A 16,850-nucleotide genomic window follows, 5' to 3' on the forward strand; every position below is an offset into this window, starting at 1 on the left:
ATCGCTCGCTCCTCTGGCCGTGGTTCACTCATCCCAACACGCTGCGGCCTCGCAGGTTGCGCAGCCCGAGGTCACTTTTTAACGCGCAGAAAGAGGTCCAGGTCCCGCAGGAGCTCGAGCTGTCTCAGAAGCTCGAGATGCTTCAAGATCGCCGCCTTCTGAGGATCGGCACGCGGCCCCGGGGGCGCCGCGCGGCCCCGCGCCGGCGGGGGCTTGGCGGAAGGTGACGGGGCCGACGGCGTGCGCGCTGTTCCGCCGTCCCGCCGCGGGGGCGCGCCCAACGCGGCCCCCCCGAGGCCGACGACGAGCAGGGCCACTCGACCTCGGGTCACGACGCGCACGGGCTACCTCGTCGGCTCAACGCTCGTACTCGTAGCTTACGTCCAGTCCGACGAGCACCTTGTGCGCCACGCCGCGTTGCGCGAAGAAGCTCCCCGGCACGAGGACGTCGTATTCTACCGAGGCCTTGACCCAGGAGGCGATTTCCCAGCGCGCCTCGAGGTCCACCTCCAGGCCGTAGACGCGGCCTCCCGTCGGTGAGACCTCCTGCGCGAAGAGGCCGGCGAGCGTGGTGCCGACGGCCACGCGCTCCGTGATCTCCCAGTCGAGCCCGGCCCCCGGCGCGATCACGCCGCGTCCGTTCAGGCCCGAGCTCGAGGCCTGCCGCCCGCTGAAGGTCTCGTTCAGGCCTCCCGAGAAGAAGAGGTTCGTGTGGGTGAGGTAGGGCACCACGCTGATGAAACTCCCGTAGCGGCCGCTCGTGCGCTCGCCCTGCGTGAAGGGGTTCTCCTCGCCGCTGAGGTAGAGGAAGAAGCCGGAGAGGGTGAGGTTCTCGCGGAGCAGGTAGCGCGCCGAGGTGTCGAGCGCGAAGCCGAGCGTGGCGATCTCGAGGCGCTCGGCGCGCGGCAGCAGGGCGGGCCACCTCACGGGCAGGCTCGCCAGCGGCGCGAAGGGGTTGTCGACGCGCACCGTCCCAAGCTGCACGAGGAAGGTCCCCGAGAGCGTCAGGTCGCCGATGAGCTTGTTCCCCGCGGCGCCGACCCAGAAGAGGTTGGCCCGGCTCGAGCCACCGAGGGTCGAGGCCACCGCGAAGAGCTCGCCGTGCACCGCGGGCTCGAGCCGTCCTGCCGTGCGCACGGCGGCCTCGCCGACGAGTGGGGAGAAGAAGTGGCTGAAGTTGTCGTCGCCGTCGCGGTAGTAGGCGAAGAGCAGCCCGAGCGACTCCATCATCGAGATCACCCACTCGACCTTCGCTTCGACGAGGGGCGAGCGCAGCCCGACGGTGAAGTCGTGGTTGGGCAAGACCGCCTGCGCCGAGAGCCGGAGCGGTAACCCCCGCAGGAGATCGAAGTCCGCGACGAGGCGCACGCCGGTCGCGAAGTCGTCGTAGATGAGGCCATCGGCGAGCTCGGTGCGCCGCCGGCCGAGGTCGACCTTCAACCAGCCGGTCTTGGGAGCGAGCAGGCGTACGTAGGCCTGCCGCACGAAGGCCGTGGCCCGCGCCTCGTCGCGGATGCGCCGTTCGTTGGCCGTGGCGGGGTGCGCGTCGCCGGTCGTCACCACCTCGGGGCTGCCGAAGACGCTGCCCAGGCGCTGGAGGGTGAGCGCCTGGGTGGCGGGCAGGCGGCCGTAGGGCTTGAGGAGCCCGCTGTCCACGTCCAGGCCGAGGCCGAGCCACTTGGTCGGGGCGAAGTAGACCCCGGCGGAGGCGACGAGCCCATAGGAGAGGTCGTTCCGCGAGGGGTTCAGGTAGCCCGAGGTGTCCCATGCGGCCCGCGCGAGGTCGTAGCGCAGGAGCCGTTCCACCTCGTTCACCTTGGCGCTGAAGCGGTTGTAGAGGCCGAGGTCGAACTCGAGCTCGTAGGCCTCGGCCGAGGCGGGCAGGCCGCCGAGGAGCGTGAGGAGGATGATGGGCGCGAGGGAGCGCACAGGGTCAGTCTATCGACCCTGGCCCCGGTGATGAAGGATCGCCGCTTTGGCGAGCTTCGGGTGCTTGCGGGCGAGCTTGACGAGCTTGCGCGCCGCCTGAGGGTGCTCCTTGGCGAGGCGGAGGAGCTCGCGGGAGAGCCTCGGGTGCCGCACCATCCAGGTCACGAACCGCTTCGCCGCCTCGGGGTGGTTCGCACCGAACTGCGCCAAGCGCTTGGCCGCCTCGGGATGCGCGGCGACCTGCTTCACCAGGCGTGCGAAGACCTTGGGGTGGTTCCGGGCGAACTGCTCGAGCTTCTCGCGACGGGAGGCCGCCTCGGGGCCCTCCTCCTCGGCGCGCGCCGGACCGACGGGGAGCAGAAGACCGAGCAAGGCGAGGCACATCAGGCTCTTACGCATCGCATCTCTCCTTTGTGGCCCGCGTTCAGCGGGTTCATTTCGCCGAACACGCGGACGCGGGGAAGGTTGCGCGGAAAAGATGCTCGGCTCGGTCGGACGTCATCGAGCTCGGTGAATCCTCGGTGGTCGTCGGGCGTGCGGTAGCTCTCGAAGGCCTTTTCGGCCTGCGCGCCGAGGTTCGTTCGGGCAGCGAGGAAGAGCGCGCGCGCTACTGCTTGCCAGCCCCGGCGTCGGCCGGGCCCGCGACCTTCATGTCCAGGATGGCGGCCATCTTGTCGCACTTGCCGGCGCCCGCGTCGGAGAAGCAGTAGCCGCAGAGGCCGAGCGTGTTGGGGGAGGCTCCCGGACCGCAGAACTCGTAGGTCTCGGGGTAGCAGCCGGTGCAGAACCAGCGGCAGTCGCCTATGCGCGGGTCACAGGCGGCGATCTTCATGCCGCCGCTGCAGTTGCAGCCGTGGCACATGTAGGTGTCCTTGCAGACGCCGAAGGGGGGCGGGTCGCAGTACGGAGAGTGGATCGTAGGGGGCCGTCTGCAGACGATCTCCTCGCGATCGACCGCCGCTCCGCCGTCGCGCGGCGTCGTGGAGCCGTCCCCGTTCACCTTGTCCTTGCCGCAGCCCGGCGCGAAAGCCACGAGGAGAGCCAGAAAGGGCAGCGTGCGATGCGTCGTCGCGTTCACTCTCATCTCGACCTCACTGCGGTTCGATGCGCGCGAGCGCGACCGTGATGTTGTCCACGCCGCCGTTGCCGTTGGCCTCCTCGATGAGTCGCTCGCAGCAGCGGTCGAGGTCCGGCTCGGCGAGGATCGCGCGCAGGATGGTCTCGTCGTCGAGCATCCCCGAGAGCCCGTCGGAGCAGAGCAGGTAGACGTCGCCGAGCTGCGGCGCCTCCTTGGTCACGTCGACGGCGACGGTCTCCTTCATCCCCAGGGCGCGCACGATCACGTTCTTGTGCGGGAACCGGTCGGCGTCCTCGGGGCTGATGCGCTTCATCTTGATGTAGTCGTTCAGCAGCGAGTGGTCCTCGGTGACCTGGACTATCTGCCCCTCGCGCACGCGGTAGATCCGGCTGTCGCCGACGTGCACCATAACGAGCTGCTCGTCTGAGAAGAGGCCGGCCACGATCGTCGTGCCCATGCCGCGGAAGCGCTGGTCGCGCTGCGCCGACTCGAAGATCTTGAGGTTCGCGAGCTTCACGCCGGTCACGAGACGGTTCTCGTTGTGCCGGTTGTCGCGGTCGATGAGGAAGGGCCAGGTGATCTCCCGGTCCTCGGCCGTGGCGCGGAAGAACTCCACCACCGTCTCCACGGCGAGCCGGCTGGCCACGTCGCCGCAGGCGTGCCCGCCCATCCCGTCCGCGACCATCACGAGCCGCTCTTCGTCGGGCAGGTAGAGGAAGTCCTCGTTGTGGGCGCGCTTCAGGCCGGTGTTGGTTTCGCCGGCGAAGCGCACGCGCATGCCGTCGAGCGGAAAGGAGGTGCTCATGCCCTCACGCGATGGTGGCCGATCAGGTTCCCACTCTATCATCGGGATCGGCCGAGCGCCACGGGTTGACTTGCCACGGGGCCGGCGCTCACTATCCTTTATCGACTTGCGACATGCTGGAGCTCCTGAGCAAGGGTTGGATCGAGGCCAACCGCCTGGTCGTGGGAGCCGTCATCGCCATCGCGGCGGTGCTCACGGTGGTCCACCTCGTGCGTCGACGCCGGCCTCGATGAGCCTCGCGAGCGAGCCATGAGCGAGGGCGCACGCGAGCCGGACGTGCGGGGCGATCTGACGCGGTATCCCTTCCCGCGGCTGCTCTATTTTCTTTGCAAGAAGGACTTCACCGGCGAGCTGGTCGTCTACCCGCCGGGGGGCAAACCGTCGCGGACCTACTTCCGCGAGGGGCTGGCGGTCTACACCGACCTCGCGGCCCCCGAGGATGTGCTGGGGCGCGTGCTGCTCGAGCGCGGGGCGATCGGCCACGAGGCGTTCAACGCGTCGCTGCAGGAGCTCTCGCGGGGCGGGGGGCTCTTGCAGGGGCAGATCCTCCTCGGGCTCGGGGCCCTCAGCGAAGCGGACCTGGTGGAGGGCCTTCGCACCCAGCTCCGACGGAAGCTGCTGCGCTTCTTCCGCATGGACTCGGCCGGCTTCGAGCTCTACAGCGGCGACCACCCGTACGGCAGCGACGGCGAGGGCGCTCGCGTGCGCGCGGATCCGCTGTGGGTCATCTACCAGGGGGTACGCAACGCCTACAGCGCGGGTCGCCTCGGCGTGGAGCTGGAGAAGCTCGACGGGCACGTGGTGCGGCTCCGCCCCGAGTTTGCGCGCATGCAGGGGCGCTACGGCCTGGGCCAGGACGAGACGGGGATGCTGCAGCTCCTCGAGCGGGCGCCGATGCCGATCGAGAGGGTCTTCGCCGTCAGCAACCTCGGGCCCGTGCATACGCAGATGCTGGTCTACACGCTCTGGGTCACCGAGATGCTCCTCGCGAAGCCGAAGGCTGAGGCCGACGCAGAGGCGGCCACCGCGCGCACGCTGACGGCGGCTGCGGCGGTGGCGGTCCCGCGTGCGTCGGAGGCGCCGCCCGCGGCCACGGCCCGTGCTTCCGTGGCCCCCGAGGCCGCCAAGATCCCCGAGGCGCGCCGCTCGGGCTCGCTCCCCTGGCTAGAGGGGGTGAAGGACGACGGCCTGCTGGACAGCGGCCCCGGCGTTGAAGGGGGACCCGACGGCGACGTGCCCGTCGTGGACCTGCCGCCGCTCTTCATGCCGGACCCGAACCCGGCGACCGGGCCGAGCGGGACCGTGCTCCAGCACGCCGTGCGGCCCCCCGCGGCGCGGCCGGCGACCACCCCGTCCGCTGCGTCGCCGACGGAGGCGTCCGCTGCATCATCCACCACGACCGGCACGCGGCCGGCCGTGAGCAAGGCGACCCCCGAGCAGGCGGCCGAGCTCCGCAAGCTGATCCTGGACGCCTTCGCCAAGACCGAGGGAAAGAACCACTTCGAGGTGCTGGCCGTCGCGCGAAATGCCTCGACGGAGGCGGTCCGCGACGCCTACTTCAAGCTGGCCAAGCAATTCCATCCCGATCGGGTGAACGGGCTCGGCCTGCAGGACGTGATCAAGCAGGCGGAGGAGCTCTTCCGGCGCATCAACGAGGCCCACACGGTCCTGACCAATCTGGAGGCGAAGAAGGCCTACGAGGCCCAGCTCGACGGCAAGGGGAACGAGGCCGACGAGGCCGCCCGCGCCGCGCTGCAGGCGGAGCTCGAATTCCAGAAGGGGCTCGTCTTCCACCGCAAGAAGGCCTTCGTCGAGGCGGTGGCGGCCTTCAAGGAGGCGGTGCGGCTCAACCCGAAAGAGGCCGAGCACCTGGCCTGGATGGCCTGGAGCCTGTTTCAGGATCCACGCACCGACCACAAGCAGATGCTGCCGAAGATCAAGCAGCAGCTCCTCGAGGCGGTGCAGATGAAGCCCAACAACCAGGCCTGCCAGTACTTCCTCGGCGAGGTCTACCTCTCGACGGGGGACGAGGGGCGCGCCATGACCTGCTTCAACAAGGTGCTGGACATCAACCCCGACCACATCGACGCGCAGCGGCAGGTGCGCCTCATTCGCATGCGGCGCGACCGCGGCGGCAAGGGGGCGGCCGACAAGGGCGGGCTCTTCGGTCTGAAGCTGACGCTCGGCAGCAAGGAGAAGGCGGCCTCGAGCCCCGCCCTCGGCGACGACGACGACGAAGGCTCTCCGCGTCGGCCACGGGGCGGCAAGGAGGGCAAGAGCGAGAAGAGCGGGCTCTTCGATCGCTTCAGGAAGAAGTAGCCCTCATTTGTTCTGCCGGTCCTTGAGCCGCACGAACAAGCAGATCAGCGCGAAGAGCAGCAGGTTGTAGCCCCCGAGGACGGCCAGCCCGAGGTGCGAGCGGTGCGCGACCCGGGCCGGACCGTCCCGGTGCAGGCTGGGCGGCGTGTAGAGCCCGTCCTCCACGACCTGCAGGGACTCGGGGAAGTCGGTCATGTTCGAGACCACGCCCAGGATGGCCTTGCAGCGCCCGTCGTTGTCCTGGTCCTCGGCCTTGAGCGCCAGGTATTTGAACGGGTCGTAGGCGTGCAGGCAACGTGCACACCCCTTCTGCGGCGGCAGCTCCTCCTCGGGGGTGCACATGGAGATGCGCTTCGACTGGTCGAGCGACCAGTTGAGCGCCATCGCGTAGCCCACGCCGCGCTTGACGTGCTCGTCGGCCTTCGGGATGCCGAAGCTCCCCGAGAAGAGCACCTGCGGAATGAGCACCAGCGGTACGAGGCTCATGGCTTTGTCGCTGTTCCCGGCGAGCGCCGAGACGAGCAGGCCGAGGCCGATCCCGTTGAGCGCCGTGAGGTAGAGGTTGCCGAGGTGCAGCCAGAAATTCCCCGGCACTCCGTCGAGGATCAGCGCGGAGCAGGCCTTCACCTGCCACTGCAGGCAGGCCTGCGGCGGCTCCTTCAGCACGAAGCCCGAGCGCAGAAAGTAGACGATCACCAGCATGGTGCTGACCTGGATCAGCGCCAACCACTGGAGCACGAAGAACTTGGACGCCACGTAGGGGATGACCCGCAGGTTCACCATCCTCTCCCGGGCGTAGATGCTCGACTCCTTCGTGATCTCGCGCGCCGCGTTCGAGCAGCCGAACCAGAGCGCCGAGAGCGACATGATGAGGTACATCGTCGAGGTCGGCCCGCGGTCGGGCTGATCGGTCTTGACCGCCAGGCAGACGAAGAGCGCGACGAGCGGCGCCTGTAGGAGCAGGATCGCCGTGTTGCGCATATCGCGCGTCATGATCTCGACGTAACGCTGCGTCTGAACCCAGAACTGCGCGAAGGGACCCGGCCCCACGCGCTTGGAGCGGGGCGGCGCCTTGGCCGGGGCCTGCGCCGGGGTTTTTGTGGTGCCCTCGGGCGGAGCGCCGAGCTGGCTCGTCACGTGCCGCTGGTAGATCTCCGAGGCCTCGAACTCCTTGCGCAGGTTGTCGAGGTCGCCGCGCCGCTCGTCGAAGCGCTTGTAGACGTCGGGGAGGCGCTGCACGTTGAAGTAGCTGCGCGCCTCGTCGGGAGCGCCGAAGAAGACCAGCTTGCCGTCGACGAGAAAGGTCACCTTGTCGGCGAGCCGGATGTTGTCCAGCGTGTGCGTGACGGTGACGACGGTCTTGCCGCGCTGCGTGAGCTCGCGCAGCAGGAGCATCATCTTCTCCTCGAGGTTCGGGTCGAGGCCGCTCGTCGGCTCGTCGAGGTAGATGATCGCCGGCTCGGTCAGGAGCTCGACCGCGATGCTGGCGCGCTTCCGCTGGCCGCCCGAGAGCTTGTAGACCGGCTTGTGGCGGTGGTCGTAGAGCTCGAGCATCGAGAGCACGTCCTGTACGCGCTCCTTGCGCTTCTGCGGGCTCGTGCCCGGGGGGAGCCGGAGCTTCGCCGCGTAGTGGAGCGTGCGCTCGATCGTGAGCTGCGGGTGGATGATGTCGTCCTGGGGGACGTAGCCCACCTGGTGCTTGAGCTGCTCGTAGTGGGCGTAGAAGTCGATGGCGTTGAGGAGCACCGAGCCGTCGTCGGCGCGGGTATAGCCGTTCAGGCTCTTGAGCAGCGTGGACTTGCCGCACCCCGACGGGCCGAGGATGCAGACGAACTCGCCGGGCTGGATCTTGAGCGAGATGTGATCGAGGAAGTGGCGGCCGGACTTCGGGTCGGTGCGGCAGAGCCCGAAGGCGTCGACCCAGGTCTTGGTGCGGGTGTCGAAGACGCGCACCGCCTGGCCGGTGAACTTGAGCACGTAGGGGCCGATCACGAACTCGGCCCCCGGGGCGAGCGGTGCATCCGAGATGCGCTGGCCGCCGAGGAAGGTGCCGTTCGCGCTCCCGGCGTCGCGCAGGCGCACGGCGGCGCCGTCGCGCTGGAGCATGGCGTGGCGATTCGAGATGTACATCGAATCGAGGACGATGGTGCAGCCCGGGTCGCGACCGATGGTGATCGGGCCGGTGAGCGGGTACTCGCCGAGGAGCGCCGCGTCGCCGAGACTAAGGTCGGTCACCGTCGGGGCGGCGGCTCCGAAGACGGTGCGTGCGGCGGCGGCTCCTGCGAGCGGCGCCGGAGCCGTCACGCGCTCGGCGGTCACGGTCACGCGCAGGCGCGGTCCGCCGCGACCGAGCTCGAGCACCTCGCCCCCTCGGAGCTCCTGGCGCGAGACGGGCTGGCCGTCGATGAAGGAGCCGTTGGTCGATTCGAGGTCGAGGAAGACCGCCTTCCCCTCGAGCGTCACGATCTTGGCGTGGTTGTAGGAGACCAGGAGGTCGGCCTGCAGATCGAAGGCCACGTCGGCGGTGGGGTCGCGACCGAGGCGGACCGTCTGCTGGAGGAAGCTCTGGCGCTGCCCGGAGGGGAGGCGCTCGAGACCGAGGCGGAGCTGCGAGGCGAGGCCGCCGCTCACGGCAGCGAAGCCCGGGGCCGAGGCCTCGGGGCTGAGCGCGGCCGCCGGCGCAGGATGCACGGGCGCTGGATGCACCGGCGCGGGATGGACCAGCACCGGCGCGGGATGGACCGGCACCGGCGCGGGATGCACGGGCGCCGGCGCGGGATGCATCGGCACCGGCGCGGCATAGGCCGGAGGGGCGGGCTGCGGCGCGCGTTGCCTCGGGTCGGTCGTGGGCAGGGCGGGGGCGGAGGGAGCGGCCGGCTGAGGCCCCGGGGCCGGCGCTGCCACGGGCCGCTGCGCGACGGGATTCGTCGAAGGCGCCCCGGCGGCGGCGGCGTGGGCCGCGGAGAGCGGCGTGAAGCGCACCTGCGGCCCCTCGCGGCCGAGCTCGATCACGTCCCCCGGCTGCAGCACCACCTGCTTCACCGGCTGACCGTTCACGAAGGTGCCGTTCGTGCTCGCGTCGCGTAGCTGCCACGTGCCGCCGACGAGGCTCACCTCGGCGTGGCGGCTCGAAACCATCAGGTCGCGTTGCGCATCGAAGGCGACCTCGCAGCGCGGGTCGCGCCCGAGCCAGAAGGTCGCCTGGTCCAGGCGGACCGAGCTGCCGGCGCGGGCTCCGCTCAGGAAGGTGAGCTGACAGGCCATGTCTTGGGTCCTCGAGTCGTCACGTCGTGGAAGTTGGGGGCCGCGATGATAACACCGGAGGGTGCGGGCGCCAGCCTCACCGATTATGGGTGGCGCCGGCGGTGCGCAGCGGGCCACGAGGGCCCCGTACCCCGCGCAAGTCCATGCTCCACGCCACCTGGTCCCGCAACGACCGCTGGCATGGGCGTTGCTCTGCACCGGCCCCCATGCGTCGCCTGCTCCCGCTCCTCGGTCTTTCCCTCCTCGCGATCGCGCGGCCCGCCCAGGCCGAGAAGCGGCCCGGGATCCTCGCCACCCTCGGGCCCGGCAGCGGGCAGGTCGCCACGCTCCGTGCCATGCTGCGCGAGGGGATGGGCCTGGCCCGCATCAACCTGTCGCACGGCAACGCCCGCACCAACCGGGCGCTGGTGCAGAACCTGGCGCAGGCGGCGACCCTCGAGGGCCGCGGCCAGGTCCCGCTGCTCTTCGACCTGCCGGGGGGCAAGGTCCGCCTCGGTCGTCTCTCGGAGCCGGGCCTCTCGCTCGCCGTCGGGCAGCCCTTCGAGGTGACCTTCGGGCGCGAGCAGCCCACCACGCGCTTCCGGGCCGGCGTCGGTTACCGCGCCCTGGCGGACCACGTGCGCGAAGGGGACCGCATCTTCCTCGACGACGACAAGATCGCCCTCCGCGTGACCCAGGTGGCCACGGGCGGCATCCAGACCGTCGTGGAGCGGGGCGGGACGCTGCGCAGCCACCTCGGCCTCACGGTGGAGGGCAAGGAGCTGCCCTTTCCGTCCATGACGGCCGAGGACCGGCGCAAGCTGCGCATCGCGGTGCAGAACGGCGCCTCGTACGTGGGGGTCTCCTTCGTGCAGAGCGTGAAGAACCTCGAGGCCGTGCGTCGCGCCCTCGGGCGGCTCGGCGCGCCGCAGGTGAAGGTGGTGGCCAAGATCGAGACCCTCTCCGCGCTCGCGCAGCTCGACGCGATCGTGGCCGCCTCCGACGCGGTGATGATCGCGCGGGGGGACCTCGCCCAGGCGGTGGGCCGGGAGCACCTGCCCGCCGCGCAGGCGCGCATCGCGGCGCGCTGTCGGGCGCAGGGCAAGCCCTTCATCGCCGCCACGAATTTTCTCTCGCAGATGATCGAGGCCCCTGTGCCGAGCGCGGCGAACCTGGCCGACGTGGAGCGGGCCGAGAGGCAGCGCCCCTGGCTCTTCATGCTGAACGAGACGGCCATCGGCAAGTACCCCGTGGAGACGGTCCGCACGCTGCGCGAGGCCCTCGGTCGGTGACGATTGTCCGGACGTGCCGGACGCCCACCCGGGCCCCCTCGCCCTCCGACGCAGCGAGCCGCTGGCGAGGGCGCAACCCGTGTGTTACAGCCGCCCCGTGACCCAGCCCCCGGCCGCTCCTCCCTTGATGGCGCTCCTCGTGCGCGTGGACGACCGCCTCTGCGCCCTCCCCCTCGGGCAGGTGCTGGAGACGCTCCGGCCGCTTCCGGTCACCGCCATCGAGGGGCAACCCGCGTTTGTGCGCGGCGTGGCCACGATCCGCGGCGCCGCCACGCCGGTGCTGGACCTCGCCATTCTGGTCCTCGGTGTCAGCACGATGCCCGCCGGGCGCTTCGTGACCGTGAAGGTGGGCGACCGGGTGGTGGCGCTGGCGGTCGGTACCGTGCTCGGCGTGCGCGAGCTCCCCGCGGGCTCGACGGAGGCGCTTCCCCCGCTGCTGGCCGAGGTCTCGGCGGAGCTCGTGACGGCGCTCGGCCAGCTCGACGCGGAGCTCTTCTTCGTGCTACGCGCGGCGCACCTCGTACCCGACAGCGTCTGGCAAGCCCTCGAGTCCGGCCCGGCGGAGCCGTGATGCGCGCCGTCACCCTTGCCGACCTCGACTGCTTCCGCCTGCTCGTCGCGCGCCACCTCGGGCTGCAGGTGGACGACCACAAGCTCTCCGCGCTCGAGGAGCTCCTGCAGCGGCGCCTCGCCGAGCGGCGCCTGGACGCGCCGACCTACCTCGCGTCGCTCGACGAGCCCGACGGCAGCGCCGAGGAGCTGAGGCTCCTGGCCCGCGAGCTCACGGTGCAGGAGACGTACTTCTTCCGGCACAAGGAGCAGCTCGCGGCGTTCGTGGAGCGCGCCCTCCCCGCGCGGCTCAAGGCCCGGGCCGCCGAGAGGTCGCTCGCCATCCTCTGCGCCGGCTGCGCTTCGGGGGAAGAGCTCTACACGCTGGCCATGTTGCTCGAGGACCGGCGCGCGTCGCTTCCCGGCTGGGAGTTCGCGCTGCACGGTGTGGACGTCAACACGGCGGGCCTGGCGCGCGCGGCGCGGGGCCGCTATTCCGCCTGGTCGCTCCGGGACCTGCCCCCCGAGCAGCGCCAGCGCTGGTTTCGGGTGGAGGGGCGCGAGCACGTGCTGGACGAGGCGCTGCGCCGCCGCGTGACCTTCGCGGAGGCGAACCTCGCGCTCGAACAGCCCGCGCTCCTCGCCCCCCGCTCACTCGACGTCATCTTCTGCCGCAACGTGCTGATGTACCTCACGCCGCTGTCGGCCCAGTCGCTCGTGGCCCGTCTGGCGCGCGCCCTGCGTCCGGGGGGCTTTCTCTTCCTCGGCCACGCGGAGACGCTGCGCGGGCTCTCCAAGGCCTTTCACCTCATCCACTCCCACGAGGCCTTCTACTACCAGCGCAAGGAACCTTCGGGCGCCCCGGCCGCGCCGGGCGACGAGGGCCCCGTCGCAGCGCCCCTCGAGCCGGAGCTCGCCGGGCTACTCGACCGGACCGACAACTGGTCCGACGCGATCCGCGCCGCGAGCGACGAGGTGAAGCGGCTGACCGCGACCCGCGGCTCCCGCGCGTCCGCACCCGCGGCCCAGGCGACCCTCCCCGACGTCGATCCCGCGCCGAGGGTCTGGGAGCTGCTCCGTCAGGAGCGCTTCGGCGACGCGCGGGCGCTGGTCGGGCAGCTCCCCGAGGTTTCCGCCCGGCAGCCCGAGACGCTGCTCCTGCGCGCACTCCTGCACACCCACGGCGGGGACCTGGCGTCGGCCGAGGCGCTCTGCCTGGAGGTCCTGGCCTCCGACGAGCTCAACGCGGAGGCCCACTATGTGATGGCGCTCTGCCGCGAGAGCGCGGGCGACGCGCAGGCGGCGCAGGACCACGACCAGATGGCGATCTACCTCGACCCGGCCTTCGCCATGCCGCGCCTGCACCTCGGGCAGCTCCATTGTCGCCGGCAAGCCCACGACCGGGCGCGCGAGGAGCTTTCCCGCGCGCTCGTGCTGCTCCCGCGCGAGGACAGCGCGCGTATCCTGCTCTACGGGGGCGGCTTCGGCCGCGAGGGTCTCGCGGCGCTCGCGGAGGTCATGCTCGCCCGGTGCGGAGGGCCGAGATGACCGCGCGTTCCGGCGAAAGGCAGGACCGCGTCGCGTCGCTGCGGCGCGACTTCGACGAGTCCTTCGCGCGACCGGGAAGCACGGGCGAGGCGCCGCGCGAGCGCTTCCTCACCCTGTGCGTGGCCGACGTGGCCTACGCCGTGCGGCTGGAGCAGGTCGCCGCGCTCCACGCCGACCGCCGCGTCGTGCCCCTGCCCAGCGGAACCCCCGCCCTCCTCGGCGTGGCGGGCTTCCGCGGCAGCGTGGTGCCCGTCTATCGCCTCGACCTTCTGCTCGGCCTCGCGGAGTCGGCGCCCGCGCGCTGGCTGATTCTCTCGCCGGGCCCCGACCCCGTGGCGCTCGCCTTCCACCGCTACGAAGGTCCTCGGGAGGTCGCCCCGGCGGAGCTCCACCCGGCGCTCCCCGAGGCCTGGTCCTCTGCCGGCCTCGTCACCCACACGCTGTCTCTCTCCGGCGAGCTCCGGTCCGTGCTGTCCGTGCCGGCCCTCGTCGAGCTCATCCGGCGTCGCATCGCCGCGCCGCTGCATCGCAAGGAGCCCTAGCGCATGTCCCAGCACTGGACCTTCGGCCAGAAGATCGGAGCCGGCTTCGCCGCCACGGCCCTGCTCGTCGCCCTGCTCGCCGGCGTCGCGGTGTACGCCCTCCAGAGGGCGATCGCCGAGAAGGACGACGTGATCAACGTCACCGCCCAGAAGCTCCTCGAGGCCCGGAAGCTCGAGTCCGCGGCGGAGCGCAAGGTGACCGCGGTTCGCGCCTACCTGCTCCTCGGTCAGGAGCGCTTCGTCGACGAGCACCGCGAGGCGCGAGACCATCTCGCCTCCAGCCTGCAGAGGCTTCGCGCCCTGCGGCATCGCCCCGAGGGACTGCGGCTCGTCGAGGCCATCGAGACCGCCGAGCGGACCCACGAGGAGGCGGTCCTGCGCCTCTTTGACCTCCGGCGCAAGGGCAGCTCCGCGGAAGAGCTCGCGCGCGCCTTCGACACGCAGGTCCTTCCGCGGCGCGCCGCGCTCGACCGGCAGCTCGCGAGCTACGTAGCGATGCAGGAGGCGCGCGTCTCCGAGTCCCGCGACCGCGCCAGCGCCGCCGCGGCCAGCGCCGTGCGCCTCGTGATCGGTCTCGGGCTCGGGGCGCTCCTCCTCGCGTTCGTCCTGACCTGGACCCTCTCTCGCGGCCTCTCGCGCCAGATCGGCGGCGCGGTGAGCCAGGTGCAGAGCTCCTCGGTGGAGCTTCAGGCCGCGGCCAACCAGCAGGCCCAGGGGGTCAAGGAGCAGGCGGGCGCGACCGCCGAGATCGCCACCACCGTGACCGAGCTCCTCACCGCCGCGCGCCAGATCGCCGAGAGCGCGCAGCGCGTGGCGCAGATCGCGTCCGATACCTCGAAGGCGGCGCTCGCGGGCGGGCGCACCGTGGAGCACTCGAGCGAGTCCCTGGGCGCGATCCGCCGGCAGGTGGACCTGGTGGTGAGCCACATGCTGGAGCTCGGCAAGCGCTCGCAACAGATCGGAGCCGTGCTGGAGATCGTCTCCGAGCTGGCCGAGCAGACCGACATCCTGGCGATCAACGCCACCATCGAGGCCGCGGGGGCGGGAGAGGCCGGGCGCCGCTTCGCCGTGGTGGCCGACGAGATTCGCAAGCTGGCCGACCGCGTCGGCCGCTCGGCCAAGGAGGTTCGCGGGCTGATCGAGGACGTGCGGGGCGCGGTCAACGTGACCGTCATGGCCACCGAGGGGGGGGCGAAGGCGGTCGAGGCGGGGGCCCGGCAGTTTGCGGAGGTCTCGAGCGCGTTCGGCCAGATTAACGACCTCGTCGCGACCACCACCGACGCGGCGAAGGAGATCGAGCTCTCCACGCGGCAGCAGACCGTCGCGGTGGAGCAGCTCAGCGCGGCGATCACGAGCGTGGCCCAGGCCACCGAGGAGACGCGGGTGAGCGCCGACCAGACGCTCCAGACCGTCGGACACCTGACCGGGCTAGCGCGTGGGCTCCAGCGGATCATCCGGTCCGACGCGCCCGGCGCCCCCTCGGGGACATGAGGGAGGACCTCTACAGGTACTTCCGCGTCGAGGCCCGGGAGCTCCTCGAGCAGCTCGGGGCGGGGGTCCTGCGCCTCGAGCAGCGTCCCCCGCGGGAGGGGGTGCCGCAGCTCCTTCGCTTCGCGCACACGCTGAAGGGGGCCGCGCGGGTCGTGCGCCAGGGGGGGATCGCGGAGCTCGCGCACGCCCTCGAAGAGGCGCTCGTCTCGCACCGCGACGCCGAGGCGCCGCTCGGCCGGGAGGCCGTCGACGTCCTGCTCGCGATCCTCGACCGCCTGGCGGCCCAGCTCGCCGCGCTCGAGGCGACCAAGGGCTCCGCGAGTGCCGAGCTCGCCATCGCGCCCTCCGCCCCCTTCCGGGCGGTGCGCGTGGACCTCGAGGAGCTGGATACCCTGCTCGGGAGTCTGGCCGAGGCGTCGGTGCAGCTTCGGGCTCTGCGGGGCGAGGTCGCCCGGCTGGAGCGCGCGCGTCAGCTCGGGCGCCTCGCCGTCGAGCAGCTCGCGCGGGGGGGGCGCAACGGGGGGGGCGCTCCGTCCTCGAGCGAGGCGCTCGTCGCGCGCACGCGCCCGCTTCTCGACGAGCTCGTGGCCGGGTTGGCCGAGACGGGACCCGCCTGCGGCGAGGGGCTGCACCGTCTGGAGCGCGAGCTCCGCGACGCCTGGGACGGGGCCGAGCGCCTGCGGCTGCTCCCGGCCGGCGCCACCTTCGCCGCGCTCGAGCGGGCCACGCGCGACGCCGCGCACGCGCAGGGCAAGCGGGTGGCGCTCGAGACGCGGGGGGGCGAGACGCGGCTCGACGCCCACGTGCTCGGCGTGGTTCAGAGCGCGCTCGTGCAGCTCGTGCGCAACGCGGTCGTGCACGGCATCGAGGTCCCCGGGCGCCGCGTGGCGGCGGGCAAGAGCCCCGAGGGGCGGGTAGAGCTGCGGGTTCTCCGGCGCGGCCACCGCGTGGCCTTCGTCTGCCAGGACGACGGCGGCGGGGTGAACCTGGACGCGCTCCGCGACGAGGTCCGGACCCGCGGCGTGCCCCCGGAGGAGGCGCAGGCCCTCGGGCCGGACGAGCTCCTGCAGCTCCTGCTCAAGGGGGGCTTGACCACCAGCGCCTCGGTGAGCGAGCTCGCGGGGCGCGGCCTGGGCGTGGACGTCATCCGGGACGCGGCGGCGCGCCTGGGCGGGATCGTGAGCGTGCGGACGCACGCCGGTCTCGGCACGACGGTCGAGCTGGTCGTGCCCGTGACGCTCTCGTCGCAGGACGTGCTGGTGGTGGAGGCGGCCAGCCAGCAGGTCGCCGTGCCGCTCGAGGCGGTGCGCGAGCTGCGGCGCCTCGGGCGGGGGGAGCTCGCCGACGGCCCCGACGGACCGACGACCGCTCACGACGGCCGGACGATCCCCTTCGTTTCTCTGGCCGGCCTCCTCGGGGCGCCTTCGGTGCGCCCGCAGCACGGGGAGGCTCGTTTGGCGCTCATCCTCGCCGCGAGCGGCGCCCGGCTCGCGCTCGGCATCGACCGCCTCGTCGGTCCGAGCGACGTGGTGGTCCGCCCGCTGCCGCCGCTCACGCCGGCCGACCCGGTCGTGGCTGGCGTCTGGATCGACGCGGAGGGGACGCCCCAGCTCGTCCTCGACCCGCAGGGGATCCTGCGTGCCGGACGTCGGCGCGAGGAGCCGGCCGCGGCCCCCGTTGCTCCACCGCCGATCCTCGTGGTGGACGACTCGCTCACCACGCGCATGCTCGAGCAGAGCATTCTCGAGGCCGCGGGCTACGAGGTGGACCTCGCCACCTCCGGGGAGGAGGCCCTTCAGCGCCTGCGTCGGCGCAGCTACGGGCTCTGCCTGGTGGACGTGGAGATGCCGGGGATGGACGGCTTCGCCCTCGTCGAGCGGCTGCGCGACGACCCGGCCTTCCGTGGCATCCCCGCCATCCTCGTCACCTCGCGCGATGCGCCCGAGGACCGCGAGCGGGGCGAGGCCGCCGGGGCGCGGGCCTACATGGTCAAGAGCGAGTTCGACCAGGGCCGCCTCCTGGCCACCATCCGCAGCCTGATCGGGAGCTGACCC

13 protein-coding genes are annotated in these 16,850 nt (G+C 71.7%); 7 read left to right on the forward strand and 6 right to left on the reverse strand.

Features of this window, described 5'->3' with window-relative positions:
- Positions 1 to 71: 71 nt before the first annotated feature.
- The 5 genes from IT371_17035 to IT371_17055 all read right to left on the reverse strand — a co-directional run bounded on the left by IT371_17035 (position 72) and on the right by IT371_17055 (position 3,785).
- The gene (locus IT371_17035) at positions 72 to 341 is read right to left on the reverse strand and encodes a hypothetical protein (protein ID MCC6749372.1); all 270 of its coding nucleotides are present in this window, start codon (positions 339 to 341) and stop codon (positions 72 to 74) included.
- A 16-nt stretch (positions 342 to 357) separates the two neighbouring features.
- Positions 358 to 1,929: a hypothetical protein gene (locus tag IT371_17040; protein MCC6749373.1), complete on the reverse strand. Its 1,572-nt coding sequence runs from the start codon at positions 1,927 to 1,929 to the stop codon at positions 358 to 360.
- 9 nt (positions 1,930 to 1,938) lie between these two features.
- Positions 1,939 to 2,328, reverse strand: coding sequence for a hypothetical protein (locus IT371_17045; protein ID MCC6749374.1), 390 nt, complete (start codon positions 2,326 to 2,328; stop codon positions 1,939 to 1,941).
- A gap of 208 nt (positions 2,329 to 2,536) precedes the next feature.
- Positions 2,537 to 3,013, reverse strand: coding sequence for a hypothetical protein (locus IT371_17050; GenBank protein MCC6749375.1), 477 nt, complete (start codon positions 3,011 to 3,013; stop codon positions 2,537 to 2,539).
- 7 nt (positions 3,014 to 3,020) lie between these two features.
- Positions 3,021 to 3,785 carry a Stp1/IreP family PP2C-type Ser/Thr phosphatase gene (locus IT371_17055; GenBank protein MCC6749376.1) on the reverse strand — a complete coding sequence of 255 codons (765 nt, stop codon included), beginning with the start codon at positions 3,783 to 3,785 and terminating at the stop codon, positions 3,021 to 3,023.
- Positions 3,786 to 4,061: 276 nt separating this feature from the next.
- Between IT371_17055 and IT371_17060 the strand changes: the two genes are divergently transcribed.
- Entirely contained in the window at positions 4,062 to 6,131 is a 2,070-nt protein-coding gene (locus IT371_17060) for a DnaJ domain-containing protein (GenBank protein ID MCC6749377.1), read from the forward strand.
- Between the two features lie 3 nt (positions 6,132 to 6,134).
- Here the strand turns inward: IT371_17060 and IT371_17065 are convergent, their stop codons facing one another.
- A complete protein-coding gene (locus tag IT371_17065; protein ID MCC6749378.1) occupies positions 6,135 to 9,395 on the reverse strand; it encodes an FHA domain-containing protein in 3,261 nt (1,086 codons plus the stop codon).
- Positions 9,396 to 9,601: 206 nt separating this feature from the next.
- On the opposite strand from IT371_17065, the gene IT371_17070 reads away from it, so the two are divergent.
- The 6 genes from IT371_17070 to IT371_17095 all read left to right on the forward strand — a co-directional run bounded on the left by IT371_17070 (position 9,602) and on the right by IT371_17095 (position 16,847).
- On the forward strand, positions 9,602 to 10,666 hold the full coding sequence (locus tag IT371_17070; GenBank protein MCC6749379.1) for a hypothetical protein: 1,065 nt from the start codon (positions 9,602 to 9,604) through the stop codon (positions 10,664 to 10,666).
- Between the two features lie 97 nt (positions 10,667 to 10,763).
- Positions 10,764 to 11,237 (forward strand): chemotaxis protein CheW, encoded by a 474-nt coding sequence (locus IT371_17075; GenBank protein ID MCC6749380.1) that lies wholly within the window; start codon positions 10,764 to 10,766, stop codon positions 11,235 to 11,237.
- Entirely contained in the window at positions 11,237 to 12,763 is a 1,527-nt protein-coding gene (locus IT371_17080; protein ID MCC6749381.1) for a methyltransferase domain-containing protein, read from the forward strand. Before IT371_17075 ends, IT371_17080 begins: the two co-directional genes overlap by 1 nt.
- Positions 12,760 to 13,305 carry a chemotaxis protein CheW gene (locus tag IT371_17085; GenBank protein MCC6749382.1) on the forward strand — a complete coding sequence of 182 codons (546 nt, stop codon included), beginning with the start codon at positions 12,760 to 12,762 and terminating at the stop codon, positions 13,303 to 13,305. The genes IT371_17080 and IT371_17085 overlap by 4 nt, the downstream gene beginning before the upstream one ends.
- A gap of 3 nt (positions 13,306 to 13,308) precedes the next feature.
- The gene (locus IT371_17090) at positions 13,309 to 14,796 is read left to right on the forward strand and encodes a CHASE3 domain-containing protein (GenBank protein ID MCC6749383.1); all 1,488 of its coding nucleotides are present in this window, start codon (positions 13,309 to 13,311) and stop codon (positions 14,794 to 14,796) included.
- Positions 14,793 to 16,847 (forward strand): response regulator, encoded by a 2,055-nt coding sequence (locus IT371_17095; protein MCC6749384.1) that lies wholly within the window; start codon positions 14,793 to 14,795, stop codon positions 16,845 to 16,847. The genes IT371_17090 and IT371_17095 overlap by 4 nt, the downstream gene beginning before the upstream one ends.
- Positions 16,848 to 16,850 lie beyond the last annotated feature (3 nt).

This window comes from Deltaproteobacteria bacterium (genome assembly GCA_020848905.1).
Lineage (GTDB): Bacteria > Myxococcota_A > Polyangia.